The organism is Paraflavitalea sp. (genome assembly GCF_059502485.1).
The window spans coordinates 1,600,476-1,622,223 of record NZ_JCACET010000010.1 but is presented as its reverse complement, the minus strand read 5'-3'; the positions used below and the strand labels follow the sequence as shown (position 1 = coordinate 1,622,223).

At 45.3% G+C, this 21,748-nt stretch carries 13 protein-coding genes; all 13 read left to right on the top strand.

From position 1 onward, the window contains the following. Window positions 1–148: 148 nt before the first annotated feature. Entirely contained in the window at window positions 149–3,079 is a 2,931-nt protein-coding gene (locus AC5JBY_RS23715; protein WP_495907146.1) for a T9SS type A sorting domain-containing protein, read from the top strand. 246 nt (window positions 3,080–3,325) lie between these two features. Then, the gene (locus AC5JBY_RS23710; RefSeq protein ID WP_495907145.1) at window positions 3,326–6,892 is read left to right on the top strand and encodes an FG-GAP-like repeat-containing protein; all 3,567 of its coding nucleotides are present in this window, start codon (window positions 3,326–3,328) and stop codon (window positions 6,890–6,892) included. Window positions 6,893–7,205: 313 nt separating this feature from the next. Next, window positions 7,206–10,880 carry a T9SS type A sorting domain-containing protein gene (locus tag AC5JBY_RS23705; RefSeq protein ID WP_495907144.1) on the top strand — a complete coding sequence of 1,225 codons (3,675 nt, stop codon included), beginning with the start codon at window positions 7,206–7,208 and terminating at the stop codon, window positions 10,878–10,880. Window positions 10,881–11,544: 664 nt separating this feature from the next. Next, a complete protein-coding gene (locus tag AC5JBY_RS23700; RefSeq protein ID WP_495907143.1) occupies window positions 11,545–13,746 on the top strand; it encodes a S9 family peptidase in 2,202 nt (733 codons plus the stop codon). A 13-nt stretch (window positions 13,747–13,759) separates the two neighbouring features. Further along, entirely contained in the window at window positions 13,760–14,548 is a 789-nt protein-coding gene (locus AC5JBY_RS23695; protein WP_495907142.1) for a hypothetical protein, read from the top strand. Between the two features lie 98 nt (window positions 14,549–14,646). Further along, the gene (locus tag AC5JBY_RS23690) at window positions 14,647–16,449 is read left to right on the top strand and encodes an LTA synthase family protein (protein WP_495907141.1); all 1,803 of its coding nucleotides are present in this window, start codon (window positions 14,647–14,649) and stop codon (window positions 16,447–16,449) included. Between the two features lie 87 nt (window positions 16,450–16,536). Beyond that, on the top strand, window positions 16,537–17,373 hold the full coding sequence (locus AC5JBY_RS23685) for a hypothetical protein (RefSeq protein ID WP_495907140.1): 837 nt from the start codon (window positions 16,537–16,539) through the stop codon (window positions 17,371–17,373). 53 nt (window positions 17,374–17,426) lie between these two features. Continuing rightward, the gene (locus tag AC5JBY_RS23680) at window positions 17,427–18,254 is read left to right on the top strand and encodes a hypothetical protein (RefSeq protein ID WP_495907139.1); all 828 of its coding nucleotides are present in this window, start codon (window positions 17,427–17,429) and stop codon (window positions 18,252–18,254) included. Between the two features lie 123 nt (window positions 18,255–18,377). Beyond that, window positions 18,378–18,683 (top strand): 30S ribosomal protein S10, encoded by a 306-nt coding sequence (gene rpsJ / locus AC5JBY_RS23675; protein WP_014220852.1) that lies wholly within the window; start codon window positions 18,378–18,380, stop codon window positions 18,681–18,683. A 437-nt stretch (window positions 18,684–19,120) separates the two neighbouring features. Further along, window positions 19,121–19,738 (top strand): 50S ribosomal protein L3, encoded by a 618-nt coding sequence (gene rplC / locus AC5JBY_RS23670; protein ID WP_495907138.1) that lies wholly within the window; start codon window positions 19,121–19,123, stop codon window positions 19,736–19,738. A 65-nt stretch (window positions 19,739–19,803) separates the two neighbouring features. After that, window positions 19,804–20,442 (top strand): 50S ribosomal protein L4, encoded by a 639-nt coding sequence (gene rplD, locus AC5JBY_RS23665; protein ID WP_495907137.1) that lies wholly within the window; start codon window positions 19,804–19,806, stop codon window positions 20,440–20,442. 31 nt (window positions 20,443–20,473) lie between these two features. Next, a complete protein-coding gene (rplW, locus tag AC5JBY_RS23660) occupies window positions 20,474–20,773 on the top strand; it encodes a 50S ribosomal protein L23 (RefSeq protein WP_495907136.1) in 300 nt (99 codons plus the stop codon). A gap of 95 nt (window positions 20,774–20,868) precedes the next feature. After that, window positions 20,869–21,708, top strand: a complete 840-nt coding sequence (rplB, locus tag AC5JBY_RS23655; protein ID WP_495907135.1) for a 50S ribosomal protein L2 — start codon at window positions 20,869–20,871, stop codon at window positions 21,706–21,708. Window positions 21,709–21,748: the final 40 nt, after the last annotated feature.

Here is a 21,748-nt window from a genome sequence, read left to right as displayed (position 1 = left end):
TATTAATACAGCCCTCCGCTTAGCGGGGGGCTTTTTTTATTTGGTAAAGTTGAATTTGTTTATGGTTTTTTATATTTGGATGCATCTTACTATCATTAGTCCGTACCTGCTAAGCATTCAATCCTCTCGTCAATAGCCAAAACGTATTATGAAAAAAAACTTTACGCTATTCCTTACTTGTCTGTTTTCTTTAACAGCATTTGCACAAACGCCTTCCATTCAATGGAGTAAATATTTTACAACTTATTGGGATATCGAACTGATCTACGATGTGAAGCCAACTACTGATAAGGGTTACATCATAGCAGGGTATGATACGGGGTATTCTTTCAGTAAAAGCAGTGTGTGGAATAAGGCCAACAGCGGACAGGCCTGGATTGCCAAAACGGATAGCCTGGGTGCTATAGCCTGGTCATTGTCGCCAGGCAACTGGGCTGGGGGCTATCTGGTGGATGCTGCTTTTACTACTGTTGAGCAAATTGCTGATGGCGGCTATGTTGCTGCCGGCTTTGGACGTATGTACCCTGATCCTATGGTGGGTCATGTGGCGAGGTTCAGCAGCACGGGTGCAATACTTTGGACCAAGGCTTTTGGGGGAGCCGGAGCCGACAGGTTATTTGCAATAAAGCAAACTGTAGACGGAGGCTTTATTGCCGCAGGTCAGGCCAGCTCAACGGATGGGGATATTGTTTCTAATCATGGCGGTTCGGATCTGTGGTTATTAAAGCTGGATGCCGGTGGTAATAAGGAATGGTCACTTACTTATGGCGGTACGGGTAACGATACTGCTTATACTATTGTTCAACTACCCGATAATGGATACCTGGTGGCTGGCACTTCTACTTCTGCCAATGGAGACCTTGCGGGAAACAAGGGCGCTACAGATGGGTGGCTGCTGAAGGTAAATGCCGCCGGCGTGCTGCAATGGCAAACGAATCTTGGTGGCAGTGCCCGCGATGTTATTAATCGCCTGGTGAGGAATGCCGATGATACTTATCTGTTATCCGGCTACTCCTTCTCCAATGATGGAGATGTGAGCGCCAATCATGGACAGGCGGATGTTTGGGTGATAAAAACGGATAATGCAGGAAGCATACTGTGGTCTAAATTATATGGCGGGTCGAATGATGATGCGGCTTTCGACCTGAGGCCAGCAACGGATAATGGCTTTTTTGCTGCCGGCTTTACTGAATCAGGTAATGGTGATGTTGTAAGTGCGCATGCAGGAGGTTCCGATCTCTGGATATTAAGGCTGGATGTTGCGGGCAATTTGTTGTGGGAACGTTGTGCCGGTACCGTCAGGAGTGAATTTGCTTTTGCCGTATTGCCGGTCAATAATACTGATTTCATAGCTGCGGGTGCGGGTGAACCATTACTGCAACCAACCTGGGGACCAGATTACGGCGACGGATTATTTATACGGTTTGGGTACGCCAATACTATCAAAGGCACTTTGTTTCTCGATGAAAACAGTAACGGTATAAAGGACCCAGGTGAGAGCTTTTTTGATCAAGCTATAGTGACTGCTCAAAAAAGGGAATATTCCTGGTCGGCTACTCCCTACAATGGGCTATTTACTATTTCGGCTGATACAGGAACTTATACCACTACAGTGCGGGTAAATCATCATTATTATACGGTTGTGCCGGCTTCGGTTCAGTCTGTTTTTACTACGTATTACAATACTGATTCGATAAGTTTTGCCGTACAGCCGCTTCCGCTTAAGAAAGACCTGGTGATGGATATTATACCCTGGAATGCAGCAAGGCCGGGGTTCAGGTCTACTTATAGCCTTCAATATCAAAATGCTGGTACGATAGGAGTGCCATCGGGAACTGTGAGGTTTGTAAAGGACAACAGGACTACTTTTGTTTCGGCATCGCCTGCACCGGATATTATTACGGCGGATACATTGGAATGGAACTTTACAGGACTGGCTCCTTTCACTTATCAGTACATCACCTTGCAATTGGATGTTGCTGCTCCGCCCACAGTGAACATTGGGGACACGCTACGTTATGTTGCTATGGTAGGGCCGGTTACAGATGATGAAACGCCTGAGAACGATACCGCGAGGTTGCGGGTGCTGGTAAGAGGTTCCTACGATCCCAATGATAAAACCGAGTCCAATGCTGGTGTGATCACACCTGCACAGGTAAATGACGGCGAGTATCTTAATTATCTTATCAGGTTCCAGAATACGGGCACTGATACAGCATTCAATGTAACCATCAGGGATACGCTGGATACACAGCTTGACTGGAACACGTTGCAGATGGTTGCCGCCAGCCATCCTTACCAGTTATCAATAACAGACAACAATAAGCTAAGCTGGGTATTCAATAATATCCTTTTGGCTGATAGCAATATCAATGAACCTGCCAGTCATGGATATATTGCTTTCCGGATCAGGCCCCGTGCAACTGTTGCTGCAGGCGATACCATCCGGAATACAGCGGGTATTTATTTCGATTTCAATCCGCCTGTAGCTACCAATATGGCAAAAACGGCTATTGTCTTACAGGCTACTTTGCCTGTAAGCCTGGCATCTTTTAAAGCCGTACTGAATGGTGGTGTGGTAAACGTAAATTGGAAAACAGCCACGGAATATGGTAGTGATTATTTCGAGGTGCAGCGAAGCACGAATGGCGTAGATTTCGTTACTATCGGTAAGCTGTCCGTAAAAAATGTTGCTACCGGTGCTTCTTATGCATTTACTGATGAGACGCCGGCAACGGGGTATAATTATTACAGGTTGAAAACGGTAGATCTGAACCGCAGCAGTAAGTTGTCGCACATTGCTATTGTGTTGGTGAAAGAGGTAGATATCGTTTCGACTGTTTATCCTAATCCAACGGATGGAGAAGTAACAGTGGACGTAAAAGGGAATGTAACCGGTAATGTAAGTGTAGCTATCATTGATCAGTCGGGCAGGGTAGTGCTGGCGAAAGTATTTGGCCGGCCTTCCGGCAACCGGCTTATTGAACCATTATCGTTGGGTAAGGTCGCAAAGGGGATATATACTTTGCGTGTTACTGTGGGGAGCTCCACCACATTGCATAAACTGATCGTGAGGTAACAGGTTGGCTTTTTTTATTACAGGCAGTTATCCCATTTTTGGGAAGAAATCCTGCTGCACGGTTATAGCCTAAAACTGCACGGTTTTGGGTCGATTCTGCACAGTTACAGGTTTGAGCGCGGGGTAAGGGTGGGATACGTATATTTGGTTTATCTTCCCAAATTCCAATCTTATAAAGACCGGGTCTGTTTTTCCGATACTTCCCTGGAAGGCCACTTACCATTCCATTTAAACCTGGTTGTTTTTATGAAGAAGTTTTACTTACTGCTCACGCTGTGTGCTTTATCGTATACTATCACTTTTGCCCAATCCAATGATTTTCAATTTGCGGCTCCCCAGGGTGTATATGCCGGGTCTGCTAATAATTTCCTAGGTATTGCTACTGCCGATTTCGATGGTGATGGCAGGGCTGACGTAGTTGGCATCTTGCAGGATGTAAATGCTTTCTGTCTCTTTAAAAACAATAGTACCGGGCATGTTGCTTCCTTCAATGCCAGGGTAGACTATCCACTGGCTGGAAAGCCTGTCAGCATTATTACAGGTGATGTGAACCTGGATGGAAAGCCTGATGTGGTGGTACAAACCTGGCAGCAGGATGGGATCGCTGTTTTCTGGAATACAAGCTCCAATGGCGTTATTTCTTTTTCCCAGCGTGTCGATTACTTTATGCCTGTTTTCCAGTTTAGCTCTTATCAAAATAAACACCTGACAATAGGAGATTTTAACAGCGATGGGCTTCCAGACATTGTTGCTGTGAATGGAACGGAGCCAGGCGTGTATGTCTTTCAAAATGGGGGAGGGTCAACCATTAATTTCCTGCCTTACCAGGCGTTTGCCACTCAGATATCTTCGTCCTTTGCTGTTGTGGCGCAGAATTTTGATACGGATCAAAAGCTTGACCTTTTTATCATCAATACGCTTGGTTACTTGTTGAACCTTAAGAACCAAAGTGGCGGTAATCAAATATTGAATATACAATTTACCCAAGGGACACCTTTTATGGCGCAGACCGGTTCGCCGAGAGGTATGATCGCTGCAGACTTCAACCAGGATAGCAAACCCGAGCTGGCGGTAATAACGCATACGAAACAACTGGAGGTATATAAGAATATAACTACTACCGGCACCCCGGCTTTTGCCGCACCCGTATTATTACAGGTTGATAATACCGTTACGCATCTAAACGAAGCTGACTTCGATATGGATGGTAAAAAAGATATGTTGATCATCAGCAATCCTTCTTCCGGTGGAGTTGTTTCATTATTTAAGAATACTGGTACAGGTGGGAATATCGGATTTGCTGCGAAGCAGGATATAAGCTTCGCCTACAGTGCTCAACAAGCTGCCATAGCAGATTATAACAATGACAAAAAAGCTGATATTATAGTTATAGATGGTAGTGCTAATTTTTATGTGCTGAGTAATCTTACAAGTCCGTCAGTGACGCCCAATGTTCCTGTTATAACTTCTTTCTTCCCGACATCTGGCCCTGTGTGGAGTTCAGTAACTATTAAAGGAAAGCATTTTGGGAATACTGCATCGGGTAATACTGTTTATTTCGGCGCCATGAAGGCTACTATTACTTCTGCCTCCGATACGCTATTGACTGTTGCTGTGCCAGCCGGTACGACCTATGAGCCTATCACTGTTACTAACTCTGCTGGGCTGAAGGCATATTCCGATCAACGTTTCATCATTACTTTTCCCGGGGCTATGGACTCACTGGTAGCTACTGCTGCTTTTGGAGAAAGGGTCATGTTTACCGGCGACAGCATAATGTTGGATATGGCCATGGGTGATCTTGATGGTGATAGTATGACAGATATTGCAACGACTGCTTTTGGTGGCGGGATGGTTTCTATATATCGTAACACCAGTTCCAATGGGGTTATTTCGTTTGCAGCAGGCTTAAAGTTTCCGGATGCCAAGGTTCGAAGTCTTGCTATTGAAGATATAAACGGAGATGGGAAACCTGATATTATAGTTTCCGGTTTAGCCAACTATGTTACCATTTTCAGGAATACCAGTACATGGGGTAATCTTTCTTTCCAGCCACATTATATCATTGCCGGCAGGTCTACTAATGAAATTGCGGTAAGAGATCTGGATGGCGATGGAAGGCCCGATCTTGTGATGGAATCGTACAGCTCCAATGGACTTATTGTTATGCGTAATACCAGTGAGGGGGGAGGCATTTCATTTGGGCCTGACGATTTCTATACTTTAGGTGAATTCTATCCGCGTGGATTGACGCTTGAAGATATGGATCAAGACGGGAAGCCAGACATTTGTTCTGATGCTTATATCTCCACATTGGACAGTCTTTATATTTTCAGGAATACAAGCACTCCCGGGATAATTACATTCGCAGCAAAACAAGGATTTAAAAGAGGGGGAAGGGGATCGTACGACATCAAGGCTGGTGATCTGGATGCTGATAACCGGGCCGATCTGGTTGTAGGTAGCTGGGCTACTTCCATCAGTTTATCTGTGCTGGCCAACAATAGCAGTATGGGAAATATAGCATTGAACGACCCCATACGTTTAGTAACAGAAAATGGCCCGCAGGACCTGGCGCTGGGGGATATCGATGGAGATGGTAAGCCTGACATTGCAGCAGGGAATGCTTTTGCCAATACTCTATCTATAATGGGTAATAAAAGCGTACCCGGGACTATTTCCTTCAAGGGTACAAGCTTTATGAACGGAGGTACTTTCCCACGTGGTATTAGCCTGGGAGATATCGATGGAGATGGTAAACCCGATCTGGCATTATATAGTTACAGAGTAGATAGCATTTCTATTTTTCGCAATAAAACAGGTGAAGCGTTGGTTATTCCTTCCGGTTCCAATCCCGTTACCGGCGGTCTGTTCAATAAAGTAACGGTTGATCCTACTATACAAACTTATCAAGGGCATCCTTATGTGCAACGGCATTATGACGTGACGCCCGCCAATAACATATTAACTGCTACGGCTACTCTTACTTTGTTCTTTACACAACAGGAGTTCGACAATTACAATGCTCACCCGGCGCATGGGCTTGATCTGCCGCATCATGCTACTGATGATCTCAATAAAGCCAATCTGCGTGTGTATCAATATCATGGCTTCAGCACCACCAGCTTGCCTGGTAGCTACAGTGGCAACGGCATGGAAATAGATCCCGATGATGCAAAGATCGTTTGGAATGCGACGACTTTTCAGTGGGAGATAACGTTCGATATCAACGGCTTCAGTGGCTTCTTTATGGGCTCTGCCGGGAATAGCCTTCTACCGGTAACTATTGTCTCCTTTGAAGGTAAGGTAAGGGATCATGTAGCTATGTTGAAATGGAAAACCACCCGTGAAATCAACGTATCTCATTTTGAGTTGCAGCGTCGTGATAATGGCAGTGAGTTTATCACAATCGGAAAGATCAATGCTTCGAACGGCAGTGATCTGGAATATGATTATCATTATAATGACGACTTGGGTAGCTCAGCGGTGTATTATTACCGTCTTAAGATAGTGGATATAGATCAAAGCGTAACGTACAGTAAAACTGTGATCGTGAGACCGGACGCTGTGAAGGCGCTAATAACGCTTGGTCCAAACCCCGCCAAGGATTTTGTGGTAGTGAAGCACCCTTCTATCCGGAATGCTGTTCAATTGCGGGTAGTAGACGTGAGCGGAAAGGTGATCAAGGCTGTAAGTGTGGGCAATAATACCTTACAAACGAAGATCATGCTGACAGGAGTGCCCAAAGGAACTTATACGATCGTGTGGGATGAGGGGGCAAGCTCAGTTAGCCAGGTACTGATCGTTCAATAGATTGCCTGTTACCTGATATAATGGAACTGTCATACATAAGCCTCGCCGGACCGGCGGGGCTTTTTATTGGCAGTTATTCCGTTTTTGGGAAAGACTTTCGCTGCACGGTTATAGCCGGAAACTGCACGGTTTTGGGCTGATTCTGCACGGTTATAGGTTGTGTCGGAGGGATATGCCCGGCTGGTTTATATTTGTGATCTTTCTGCTATTAGAGTCCATGCTTATTTAAAACCTTACGCTGCTTTCAATCATCCTGCCTGGAATACCTATCTGAATAAAGAGGTTATAACTTATTCATTTTAAATCAGACTTCATGTTGTACGGAATCAGTGCGGCCTTAAAGAAAGTAAGGTTGTTTTTATTGATATGCATTGCTTTAGGAGGTAATGCATATGCACAATTGCCTTCTATTCAATGGCAAAGATCGGTAGGTGGGACGCAAAATGAATATGACGGTGACCGCGAAACCCACGTTAAAACCATCAGGACCGCAGATAACGGGTACGTGCTACTGGGTACTTCTTATTCGAGTGATGGCGATGTGAGTACTAACTATGGATCTCATGATCTTTGGATCTCTAAATTCAATGATAAAGGTGTTTTACAATGGGAGAAGAGTTTTGGTGGTAATGGCTGGGATTGGGGTAGTGATGTAAAACAAACAAGTGATGGAGGATATGTCGTTTGTGGCACTACCAATTCGCAGGATGGTGTTTTTGCGGGACGCCCGGGCGCTTTTGATTATTGGTTGCTTAAGTTATCGTCTTATGGCGAGCTTGAGTGGCAGAAATTTTATGGAGGTACAGATAATGATTATGGAACGTCTTTGTTGGTGGCCGATGATGGCGGATATGTGATGTGTGGCCGGGCTACTTCGAACAATAAGGATGTGTCTGGTAATCATGGTGGGTTGGACATATGGCTTTTGAAGGTGGATAATACGGGCAGCCTGCTGTGGCAGCGATGTTTTGGAGGCGGGTATAGTGAATTTGGCGGTGTGATAGAGAAAACGCAGGACGGCAATTATATTATAGGCGCTTATCAGGCGCAGACGGGTAGCAATATTATTACTACCGCAAATTTCGATGCTTATGTTCTGAAAGTGGATACGGGTGGTAATGAGTTATGGCATAAGAAGTATGGTGGCAGTTATTATGAAGACATACGGCGTATCATTCCTACAAGTGATGGGGGGTATATTTTTGCAGGCACTACCAGGTCTAATGATGGTGATGTTTCCGGCAATCATCCTGCCGCATTTGGACAAACTCCTTATGACTTCGATCAATGGATCGTTAAGCTGGATGCAACAGGGAATATTTTGTGGCAAAAACCTTTGGGCGGCAAATTTTGGGATCATGCTTTTGATGTTGCTGAATTGTCAGATTCTTATATCATTTGTGGCTATGCTAATTCAAATGATGGGGATGTGAGTGGTAATCACGGTATGCTGGATGGTTGGATCACGAGGTTAAGTAATAGTGGTGCATTGCTTGAACAGAAGTGTTACGGTGGGAGCGATGCAGATGCGTTTTATTCTTTACTGGTATTGGATGAGCATGAGTATATAGTAGCAGGGACCAGTGGTGAAGCTAACGGAGACGTTGCTACCAATCATGGGATGTCTGACATGTGGTTGATGAAATTCAGTAATAAACCATTTCAGTTCAATACCATTAAAGGAATTGTTTATAAAGACGAAAATGGCAACGGCATGAGGGATGTAGGCGAGGAATTATTTGATAATAAATACATGTTGATCAAAAGTAATGTTGGCGATACTCAACGATATAAAAATACCGGCATTGGTACTTTTGAGACGCGGGTGGATACGGGAAGGTTTACAAGTTTAGTTGCGGGCAATGACGCGGGTTATCGTGCGGCTCCCCGTCATCATGTATCTGTATTTCCCGGTTATAACAATACGGATGAGTTTAGCTTTGGTATGGTTCCGTCCGGCCTTGTATCTGATGTTCTTGTGTTTGTGGATACGATTAAATCTATACGTGCCGGCCTGACAGCGCAATATGCTGTTCACTATACTTATCGGGGAACACGTACTACGCTCGATGGACGAATTAAAATAGTAAAAGACCCACGTTTAACTTATCAGTCTTCGAGTGTTCCGTTGGCAGGTGTACGTGGCGATACGCTGATCTTTTCGGTGAGTAATCTGCAACCACAAATTATAGGAAACTTTACGCTTGAGTTGTCCGTGCCTAATGTTCCTGTGGTCAATATAGGCGACAGCCTGGCTATCCATTATAATATCATGCCTGTGACGCCTGATTCTGCTTATTTCGATGTGTGGGATATCATCAAGCACCGGGTGCGCAAGCCAATCAATAATATTCAGGGTTATGCTTATGTGGATCTTAACGGTAATAACATGCCTGAGGATGATGAGCCTTTCTTTTATGATGGCATTGTAACTGTGGAGAAAAATGGATCTGTATTTGCTTCTTCACTGGCATTCGGCACTTTCGATATTGAAACTGATACGGGCAGGTATATTACGAAATTTCAAACGAACCAGCCTTATTATCAAATAAGCCCATCTGCCCAGGCATCTGATTTTGCTACTTACAGTAACGTCGATTCTGTAATTTTTGCGCTGAAACCTTTAGCGGGCATACGTGATCTGCAGGTGCATATTGCTCCGTTGTCTAATGCCAAACCTGGTTTTTCGACTGATTATATCGTTACTTATTTCAACAAGGGTACTGATACGGTACCTGCCGGTTCCATCAAGCTTACCAAGAGTGCCCGGACAACCCTGGAAAATGCTGATGTAATGCCTGACGTTGTGAACCAGGATACGCTTACCTGGAATTATGCTGCTTTATATCCTCTCGAGGGAAGAAGTATTTATATTCAGTTGAAGGTAGATCCACCTCCTGCAGTGAATATGGGAGATACCTTGAAGTTCGTTGCTTCAATAAGCCCTGTAGGCGGTGATACGCAGCCGGATGATAATGTCTTTGAACTGAAGCAGCTTGTCGTGAATTCATTTGATCCGAATGATAAAATGGAAGTCCATGCCGGAACGATGACGCCTGCGAAAGTGCTGGATGGTGAATATCTTACTTATATGATCCGTTTTCAGAATACGGGTAATGCTACGGCTACGCATGTAATTGTTCGTGATACGCTGGATGCCAAGCTTGATTGGAGCACGCTTGAGATGATCATGGCCAGTCATAATTACCGGCTTACCATAGATCAACAGCATCAGCTCTCATGGGCTTTCAATAATATCAATCTGCCTGACAGTTTTGTGGACGAGCCTGGCAGCCATGGTTATATTTTGTATCGTATTAAGCCGCATGTGACACTGGTACCGGGTGATACGATATATAATGCGGCCGGTATTTATTTTGATTATAATCTGCCTATTCAAACCAATAATGCCAAGACTGCCATTGTAAGCTTGTCTACTTTGCCTGTCACTCTCACCTCTTTCAAAGCTGTATTGAGTGGTGCGGTGGTAAACCTTAGCTGGAAAACGGCTGCTGAGTTTAATAGTGAATTTTTTGAAGTACAGCGAAGTTCCAATGGGGTAGATTTTTTCACCATCGGTAAGGTGCCTGCGAAGAATATTGCTACCGGTGCTTCTTATGCATTTACTGATGAGACGCCGGCAACGGGTTATAATTATTACAGGCTGAAAATGGTGGACCTGAACCATAGCGGTAAGTTGTCTCCAATAGCCATCGTGCTGGTGAAAGGGGCAGATATCGTTTCGACTGTTTATCCTAATCCAACGGATGGCGAAGTAACGGTGGACGTAAAAGGGAATGTAACCGGTAATGTCAGTGTAGCTGTAGTTGATCAGGCGGGCAGGGTAGTGCTGGCGAAAGTATTTGGCAGGCCTTCCGGCAACCGGCTTATAGAGCCTTTGTCGCTGGGTAAGGTCTCAAAGGGGATATATACTTTGCGTATTACTATAGGAGGCTCCGCCACATTGCATAAACTGATCGTGAAATAGATTGCCAGTTACCTGATATAATGGAACTGTCATATATAAGCCTCGCCGGACCGGCGGGGCTTTTTTATCCGGGGGGTGGCAAAAAACTGCTTCTTTGTCAGGCGAAAAAGCCTGTCGATTGCACACTTATCCGCCAAAACTGCACAGTTACATCGATATTATACACACTTATAGGTTTGTATTGTAAAATGGCACTTCCTGTCATATATTGCAGTGGTAGCCCCTAAACTACTGGCTTTTGATTAGCGCGACCCACCGAGGTGGGCAGCAACTCTCCCCAAAGTGAATTCGAATAGCAATGATGAAATCACGTAAAAGGGCCTCTCCGTAGAGAGGCTTTTTTATTGCGCATATCAGGGTGGGTCGCCCTCAAAGGGCGACCCACCTTGAGCGCTTCCCATTTATTAAAGGTTTATTAAAAGGGAGGAGGGCATTAAACCATCTTTTTCAATAAATGTCAAACAACCGTGTAAACGGAACGGACGTAGTGTGCCCTAATAATCTCCCGGTTTTTAGTTTCAGGTCAAAGGATATACGTTTCCTTTTCTTGTAAGGAAGCTATGGTTAGCAGTCCCGGCTTTGTGCCGGGATTTTTTATTTGGTGAATCCCGGTTAAGCTGGATTCAGACTTTTGCTTTAATTTCCCGCCCTAAATTTTTAACGCATGAAATGTCAGGCTGCCTTCAAGGCAAGATTGTTTTGTTTAGTCCTGGGTTTGTTATCCGTGCAATTGCTGCAGGCTCAGGGTTCTGTCAAATGGGCCAAAGATGGGAATAGTTATTTCAGTGCGCAGGGTGGTGAACTGGCTCAGTTTATCCTTCCCCAGAACACCAAGACTGTCTTGCTTTCCAAGGAGCAGCTGACCCCGAAAGGACAAAAGCCCCTGGCTTTCCGCAGCTTCGCTTTTTCCGATGATGATAAGAAGGTATTGTTGTTTACCAATACCAAGAAGGTTTGGCGTCTGAATACCCGGGGTGACTATTGGGTATATGACCGCACCGCTAATTCGCTGAAGCAGGTAGGCGCAAGCCGTCCGGCTTCTTCGCTCATGTTTGCCAAATTCTCGCCCGACGGTTCAAAAGTGGCTTATGTGAGCGAGTACAATCTGTATGTGGAAGACCTGGGCACTGGTGCTGTAAAGCAGCTGACTACTGATGGTAACCGCAAGCTTATCAATGGTACTTTCGATTGGGTGTATGAAGAGGAGTTCTTCTGCCGGGATGGTTTCCGCTGGAGCCCCGACAGCAAGCAGATCGCTTATTGGCAGATCGACGCCAAGAATACCAAGGATTACCTGATGGTGAATAATACGGATTCTATTTACCCTTTTGCTGTTCCTGTGGAGTATCCCAGTGCGGGCGAAGCGCCTTCTCCTTTCAAGGTAGGGGTGGTTGACATTGCTTCTGCGCAGACTAAATGGATGAACATTCCTACTGATCCTGTTTTGCAAAGCTATGTTCCGCGCGTAGAGTGGGCGGCCAATAATACCGAACTCATTATTCAACATCTCAACCGCAAGCAGAATGAAAGCCAGCTCATGCTGTGCAATGTTCAAAGTGGTGCAGCGCAAACCATCTATACCGAAAAGGATTCTGCCTGGATCGATATCCTGCCTTTGTGGGATAACGACTATATCTGGGGCGGCTGGGACTGGCTTAATGGGGGTAAGGAGTTCATCTGGCCTTCTGAAAAGGATGGCTGGCGCCACCTTTACCGGGTAAGTCGTGATGGTAAGAAGGAAACGCTGATCACCGTGGGTAACTATGACGTAATGGAAATTACCTGTATCGATGAGAAGGCTGGGTATGTGTACTTTATGGCTTCGCCTGATAATGCGACGCAGAAATTCCTGTACCGCATCAAGCTGGATGGCAAAGGAAAAGCTGAGCGCGTTTCTCCGGCTACTCAGCAGGGTACGCACGACTATGATGTGTCGCCCAGTGCCAAGTATGCTCAACACACCTTTTCCAATTACTACACTAATTATGCTTCTGAGCTGATCTCCCTGGCCGATCACAAGGGTGTGAATGGGGAGAATAAGGTAGCTGACGCTGTAGCAAAAGCCAACAAGGCGGCTTCTAAAGTAGAGTTCTTTAAAGTAAAGACTTCTGAAGGCGTAGAAATGGATGCCTGGATGGTGAAGCCTACTAATTTCGATCCCAACAAGAAATATCCCGTGGTATTTTATGTATACACTGAGCCCTGGGGCCAGAACGTGAAGGACCAGTTTGGTGTGGAAAGCAATTTCCTGTATCAGGGTAGCATGGCGCAAGATGGTTATATCTATATCTCTATCGATAACAGGGGTACTCCTGTTCCTAAAGGAAGGAACTGGCGCAAGGTGGTATATCGTAAGATCGGGCTGGTGAATATCCGGGACCAGGCGTTGGCAGCTGCCGAAATCCTGAAATGGCCTTTTACGGATACCAGCCGTGTAGCTGTGTGGGGATGGAGCGGCGGTGGCTCTGCTACGCTTAACCTCATGTTTCAATATCCCGAGATCTACAAAACCGGTATTTCTGTGGCCGCTGTGGGCAACCAGCTGACTTATGATAATATTTACCAGGAAAGGTACATGGGCTTACCTCAGGAAAACAGGGAAGATTTTGTGAAGGGTTCTCCCATCACTTATGCCAAGAACCTGAAGGGTAACCTGCTTTACATCCACGGTACCGGGGATGATAACGTGCATTATAATAATGCTGAAATGCTTGTCAACGAGTTGATAAAGTATAACAGGCAATTCCAGCTGATGTCGTATCCCAACCGTACGCACAGTATTTCGGAAGGTGCGGGCACTTATCAGCACTTGTCTACTTTGTATACTAATTATCTGAAACAACATTGTCCTCCAGGGGCGAGATAAAGTAGCGTAATTCATGCGCAAAAAAGCAAGGTTTTGGAAAGGCGTATTGATTGTTTTGGTGATAGCCGGAGCATTATTATTCGCTTTTAGCAACTCCTTGCTTTTTGCTTTTCAGCGCATGCGTCTTGGTCAATTGGATTGTTCTGTTGATAAACGGCAGATTGCAGGTAGTAACATCGCTAACCTGCAGGGTTGCCAAAAGTTATGGGTTCACCGGGTTAATAGTTTTGAAAGGTTACAGGTGATACAGGATCACTTCGGTGGCTTTGAATGTGACCTGGTGTTTGACAGAGTGGCTAATACGTTTAGGATTACTCATCCTCCTGCTCCTGCCAATGACCTTACGGCTGATGATTATTTCCGCTGGTTGAAGTCATCGGGCAAAAAGATGTGGCTGGATGTAAAGGACTTTCAACCGGCAGATGTGGAAGCCGGGGTCAGGTATTTCTTACAAAGTGATAGTTTGTATCATATCCGGGATCAAGTGGTTGTTGAGTCTTCAGAACCGGCTTTGGTAAACAGGCTTGCCACAGCCGGATTTATTGTTTCCTATCTTGTGCCGCCTCAATTTTTGGAAGGCAACAGCGGGGATACAGGTATCAATCTTTTGCCGGAAGTGTCTTTTGTATCGCAGGAAGATCGTTTTGTAGCGGCTTTAAAGCGTCGTTATCCGCAGAAGAAGATCATTACCTGGGCATTGTCTTTTGATAATTACTTCAATCTTTCTCATTTTCGTTCTCTGTTGTCTGACACCACTATTGGTATTGTATTGATCAATATTAAAAGCAGGCACTATAAATAATGGGCTTTTCAATATTCAACAGTCTTAGGAAAGTAAAAGTGTTGCTGCTTTTTATGCTTTTCTGGCTTGTTGTATATGGCCTGATAAGGGTTGTTTTTTTGAACATTTACTTTTCGGATAGTATTGCTGGCGTGTCTTTGTTCAAGGTGTTTTACTGGGGTTTCCGGATCGACTTTACCATTCTCTTTTATATCAACCTTCCTTTCTTTCTTTATTACCTTTTCCTGTATGATCTTCTACCGTCAAAGCCGGCCCTTTGGATTGCCTGGGTGTTGATGGCTGTGAACATCCCTTTTCTTGCTCTTAATCTTATCGACCTTGTTTATTTCGGTTTTGTAGGAAGGCGAAGTTCGGTGGACTTGTTGTATGTAGTGAAGGATACTATGGTGGCTGTTCCAGGTTTCCTGGTGAGTTACTGGTACTTATTAGTGGGCCTTGTCTTCATTATACTATTATTTATCGTTGTGGGGAGGCGTTTACTAAGGGCTACTGAAGCTGTTCGTGACAAGCGTAGCATCATTAGCTGTTACCTGGCCGGTTTGCTTGCTTTGCTGATCATGGCAGGCGTGGCGTATGGTGGGACTGGCAGGCCTATCATGCCTTCTACTGCTTTGTTGTATTTTTCACCCGAGTATCAACCGCTGGTCAACAATTCCTCTATCACTTTTTTATATTCTGTTGTAAGGCGGCAACAGCATTTGTCGGTTAAAAGCTTTTTTACTCCCCAGCAACTGGATTCCTTGTTCACCATCCGGCGGCAGTATCCGGCAGCCGAGCCTTTTCAGAAAAAGAATGTTGTGGTCTTTATCCTGGAAAGCTTTTGTAAGGAATATCTCGATCCTTCCAGTCCATTCAGAAGCCGAACGCCTTTTATGGACTCTCTTATCGGGCACGGTACGTGGTTTTCCAATGCTTATGGTAATGGTGATGGCTCTAATAAGGGGCTGGTCGCTATCCTTGGGAGCTTGCCTACTTTCATGGATGAGCCGTATTATTATTCGGCTTACAGTCATACAAAATTCAATGGTATCGGATCGATCCTTCAGCGGGAGGGTTACTCCACGCATTTCTTTATGGGGGCGTCTCCGGATCATTATGGGTTTGGAAAGTTTTGTAAAATGGCTGGCATCGATCATTATTATTCCGAAAAGGAATTCGGAGATAAGCGTTTTCATGATGGTCAGTGGGGGATCTATGATCATAAATTCCTGCCTTATGCTGCCAGTGTATTGAAGCAGCAACAATCTCCATTTTTTGCTACTGTGTTCAATCTTTCCACGCACAGCCCTTTTGCTGTGCCGGATGACCTGCGTGCCCGATTTGAAGGCCCGGGGTTACGTCCCATGCAAATCAGTGCTGCTTATCTCGATTATAGTTTACGGCTGTTCTTTGATTCGATCAGGGATGAACCGTGGTATCAAAATACGTTGTTTGTTTTTTCGGCCGACCATTCTATCAATGTTGTGTTTGACAGCCGGAATAGTGGTTTTACTTTTTACCGTATACCTATTTTTATATTTGACCCTGCGGATACTGCTCACCGGGTTATCGATCATCCTGTTCAGCAATTCGACATTGTGCCTACCATCCTTGACAAGCTTCATTATGCCAAGCCGTTTATGAGTTTCGGTTATTCAGTAGAGGACACTACTACCCGCTACGTTTTTAACAAATTCAAAGGGATATCTCAGCTTACCGATAACAGGTTCATATTGGGATATAATGATGAAAAGGATCAATCTGTTTTTTTATATAATGTGAGGGTTGATCCTTTTATGCAGGTAAATCTGCTGCAGGATAGTGTGTATGCTGCAGACAGGACGCGTATGGAGCTGCATATGCGTGGATTGATACAGCGTTATAATAATTCGCTTATCAGGCAACAGCTTCTTGTGGAATAGCTTTGTATTAAAATCTCCTCAATTCGGTTTTCCTTAACGTCGATGGCTGCCTGCTCAGCTTAAATTAGCTTCAAAACCTCTACATCTATGAAGTTAATTCTACCCGCCCTGATCTGCTCTTTATTGGCTTCCTGTGGTGTTTACCAGGTGATGACTGTCAGCAGCCGGGAAATACCTCAAAACAAGCTTGGCGAATTTGTTGTGGAAAATGACAGTCTGGTGCTGACCTACAATTTCAATGGTCAGAATGGGCCTATTACGATGATGATCAAAAACAAGCTGCAGCAGCCGTTGTATATCGACTGGAAGCGCTCGGCGCTGATCATTAATGAGCAAGCTATTAGTTATGCGCCTGGCAAAATACGCATAGAAGGTGCTTTTGGGGCTTCTTCTTATCATTGGGACCTGCCTTCTGACCCTGTGCCGGTGACCACTACTGCGGGCAGGTTAAGCGCTACTGCCCAACTTCCTTCGGATATTGAGTTCCTGCCGCCACAAACGTACGTTACTAAAAAGCTGATGGGTATTACCAACCAGGGGTTGAGTAACCTGCCCGATTCCATGTTCTCCAAGAAGAAAATCCCGCTTATGGGTGGGGAAAGTCAGGAAATGATCAAACTGGCCAATTTTACGGCAGCTACCACGCCATTGGCTTTCCGGAGCTACCTCACTGTAATGATAGGCGATACCCAGCCCAAACCGGTGGTTTATCAGCATGACTTTTATGTGTCTGAGCTGGTTCAAATGGTCAATCCGCCGAGTTCAATGGGGGGAGATACCCGGGGGGACCGCTTTTTTGTGGTGCCCAGTGCGGTGAATGACAGCATGCCGGCCGGTTATGGGATTGTAGGGGGGAGGGCTGTGCTGAAGAGCCAGGTGCGCAGCCAGCCGGTGACCATGCCTGCTAAGGTTGTGAAACACTGATGGCATTTTAACAAATCCTTCCTTCGGGAATTTCTTATTTTAAAGTAAAAAAAATGCGGCTAACTATACCCGTTCTTTTTCTCCTTGTATTTGCCTCTTCCTGCAACAGGTACCAGTACCTTGGCATTAATAGTGAGCAGGTGCAAAAGGATGATCGACAAGCGTTTACGATCGAGAACGACACATTGCAGATCGTGTACAACTTCAACGGCAAGAATGCACCGGTCAACCTGTTGGTCAGGAACAAGCTGAATAAGCCTATTTATATCGACTGGAAGCGTTCTGCATTGATTATCAATGATAAAGCAATCTCTTATTCCCCTGATGAAGTTGCGCTAAAGGGTGTGGTCAATGGCAGGACCATCGATTGGGTCGAGGGTTTTAGCTCTACCCAGGCTGGTTTGGATGTGACGGCTACGTTGCCACCAGGCATTCAAATGATCCCTCCTCAGTCGTTTGTGACCAAGACTCCCATGGGGGTGACCAATAAATTACTGAAGAACTTCCCGGATTCGGCCTTGCAGAAGATCGGGCTTACCCTGGATGATGGCTCTACCGCTGTTGCCCGACAAGCATTTTTTGAAGCAGATAGTTCTCCCTTGCAGTTCAGGAGTTACCTGGCCATCGTGGTGGGCGACAGCAGTGCACCTGTGCCGGTGGCCTACCAACATAGCTTTTATGTATCGGAGCTGTACCGCACATTGGTTAGGCCCAAGAGGTTTACTTTGTACCGCGACCGGCCGGGTGAGTGGTCGTATGTGGAGGAGGTGACTGGCTTCGGCAAGTCGGCTGCTACCGGTTTCGGGGTGTTGGCGGGGGCGGCGATCCTGGCTACCGATGCCTGGTTGGAGAGCAAAAACGGTCAATCTGGCCGGAAATAGCGTATTTTTACGGTGTCGTGAATGTTTTTTTACTCGCAGGGGCAAAAAATTATCTTTAAATCTTTTGTAAGTATTCAAACTCCACTTACCTTTGCATCCCCATTAGAAAAATGGGATTGAACTATGTCTCAACGAATCAGAATCAAATTACAGTCTTACGATCACAACCTGGTAGACAAATCTGCCGAGAAAATCGTGAAGACAGTGCGCAGCACCGGAGCGGTAGTAACAGGTCCTATTCCTTTACCTACCCGTAAGAAGATTTTTACAGTATTACGCTCTCCGCACGTGAATAAGAAGAGCCGTGAGCAGTTCCAGTTGTGCACGCACAAGCGTTTGCTGGATATCTACACTTCTTCCAGCCGTACGGTGGATGCCCTGAGTAAGCTCGACTTGCCCAGTGGTGTAGAAGTTGAGATCAAAGCCTAATTAGAACATTGATGAACCCTGTCAGGGTTCTAAAATCCTGACAGGGTTTTTTCATGTATCAATACAGAAGCCGCCTACGCTAAAGCTTCGGCGGCCGACGAAAGTTCTTTCAAACCCATCTGCAAACTTTGTTACCGTTGGTAACGGATAAAGCAGCGCTGGGTAAATCAACAAGGAAAATCTGAGTGGGTGTTATAGCCTGCCAGGTGTTATAAAAACTAAATATGAACTGACCCTTCGAGGTTAGTTTACTGCCGGTACTTCGAATTCTGCGGTTTTCATGTAAGATGGAATAAAGCAGATAATAAAAGAAAAGGTCGGCAGCAAACGGGGATTGAAGTTGCCATGGTTGTGCCTTCTCTGTCCGCCCGGACAGCAAGGTTGTGACAATCATACTGCAAATGTCTCTTTAACCGAGAAGGCAAAAACGAACAACGATGAAAGGAATTATTGGCAAAAAAATCGGGATGACCAGCATCTTCAGTCCTGATGGTAAACAAACAAGTGTTACCATCATCGAAGCAGGTCCCTGTGTTGTAACCCAGGTCAAAACAAAAGACACTGATGGTTACAGCGCTGTGCAGTTAGCATTCGGCGACAAGAAAGAGAAGCACACACTCGCTTCAGAAAAGAATCACTTCGCAAAGGCCAATACAGCCGCAAAAAAATTCGTAAAAGAGTTCCGTGATTATTCCATAGAGAAGGCTCTTGGTGAATCTGTTACTGTTGACATTTTCGCTGAAGGCGATAAAGTTGAAGTTGTAGGTACTACCAAGGGTAAAGGTTTCCAGGGTGTTGTAAAGCGCCACGGATTCAGTGGGGTAGGTGAGCAATCACACGGTCAGCATGACCGTCAACGTGCCCCCGGTTCTATTGGTAACTCATCTGATGCTTCACGCGTATTCAAAGGTATGCGTATGGCTGGCCGGATGGGTCAAGACCGTGTTAAGGTAAAAGGTCTGAAGGTTGTTAAGATCTTCCCAGAAAAGAACTACATCCTGGTTAGCGGATCAGTTCCCGGACACAACGGCTCAATTGTATTAATTCAAAAATAATCACGCTGTCAAGGCGAGCCGTTGTAAAGCGCCTCTCCTTAACAGATCGATAAAAATAGCGTACGATGCAAGTAGATGTATTAAATATAAGCGGTAAGAAAACAGGTCGCTCAGTAGAGTTGCCTGATGAGATCTTTGGTGCTGAGCCAAACGATCACGTAATCTACCTGGCTGTAAAGCAATTTCTGGCTGCACAACGTCAGGGTACTCACAAAGTGAAAACCCGTGCGGAAGTACAAGGTGCCAGCAAGAAGCTGCACCGTCAAAAGGGTACTGGTGGTTCCCGTAAAGGTAACCTGCGTGCTCCTATCTTCAAGGGTGGTGGTACTATCTTCGGACCTAAGCCTCACGGTTATGATTTCAAGCTGAATCGTAAAGTGAAGGATCTGGCCAAGATCAGCGCCCTGTCTTACAAAGCGAAAGAAAATGCTATCGTAATTATTGAAGATCTCAACCTGGAAACTCCCAAGACAAAGACTTTTGCCGGAGCTCTGAAAGCGTTGAATATCGACAGTAAGAAATCTCTGGTTGTTCTGCCCGAGTACAACGATAACCTGTACCTGAGCCTGCGTAATGTGCCTTCTGTAATTGGTGCACTGATCGCTGACCTGAACACTTACGATATCGTAAATGCCGACGTACTGGTGTTTACTGAAAGCGCTGCCAAAATCTTCGTTGATGACGAAGCAGAAGTAACAGCATAATCAAATTTTCAAATTCTCAAATTAGAGTTATATGAAACTCGCAGAAGTACTGATAAAGCCGATTGTAACCGAGAAGAGCAATAAGCTCTCTGACAAGAGCAGAACTTATGCTTTCCGGGTAAATCGCAAAGCCAATAAACTGGAAATCAAGAAAGCGGTAGAAGGTTTTTACAGTGTGAATGTGATCGACGTGAACACTATCGTAGTTCCAGGTAAGGCTAAGAGCCGTTTCACCAAAGCCGGCTTCATCTCCGGTGTAAAGCCTGCTTACAAGAAAGCGTATGTAACAGTTGCTGAAGGTGAGACTATCGACCTGTACGCTAACATTTAATCTTGCCCGCCACGGCGGATGATTAATAAGAATGGCGCGTCAAACGCCGCAAAGGATTGACAAAACGATTTTTAACACAGAATAAGAATTAAAACATGGCACTGAAAAAGTATAAACCAATTACGGCCGGAACCCGCTGGAGAATTGGTAATGCATATGAGGAAGTGACAACGAATGTTCCTGAAAAGAGCCTGGTAGAGAAAGTAAAGTCTACTGGTGGCCGTAATGCTCAGGGACGCCGCGCAATGCGCTACATCGGTGGCGGTCACAAGAAGATGTATCGTATCGTTGATTTCAAGAGAAACAAGAAAGATATTGAAGCTACTGTAGTTTCTGTAGAATATGATCCGAACCGTACTGCTTTCATCGCGCTGCTGAACTATGCAGATGGTGAAAAAAGGTATATCCTGGCTCCTCAGGGTTTACAAGTTGGTTCTACTGTTATTTCCGGTGACGCTGTTGCTCCTGAAATTGGTAATGCTCTTCAAATGAAGAACATGCCTTTGGGTACCAACGTTCACAACATTGAAATGCAACCTGGTCAGGGTGGTAAGCTGGTACGTAGTGCCGGTACTTCAGCCCAACTGACGAACAAGGAAGAGCGTTATGCAGTATTGAAGATGCCTTCTGGTGAGTTGAGAAAAGTATTGATCAACTGCTTCGCTACTGTAGGTATCGTAAGCAATGGTGATCATAACCTGGAGATGGCTGGTAAGGCTGGCCGTAACCGTTGGAAAGGTATCCGCCCCCGCACCCGTGGTGTAGCGATGAACCCTGTAGATCACCCGATGGGTGGTGGTGAAGGTAAATCTTCCGGTGGTCACCCACGTTCAAGGACCAGCAAGTATGCGAAAGGTCAGAAGACACGTACGAGGGGTAAGGGAAGCGATAAGCTGATCATCCAACGTAAGAACGGTAAAAAATTGGCTAAGTAATTAACCGCTGATTTTAAAACTTCAAATTTTCAAACTAAGT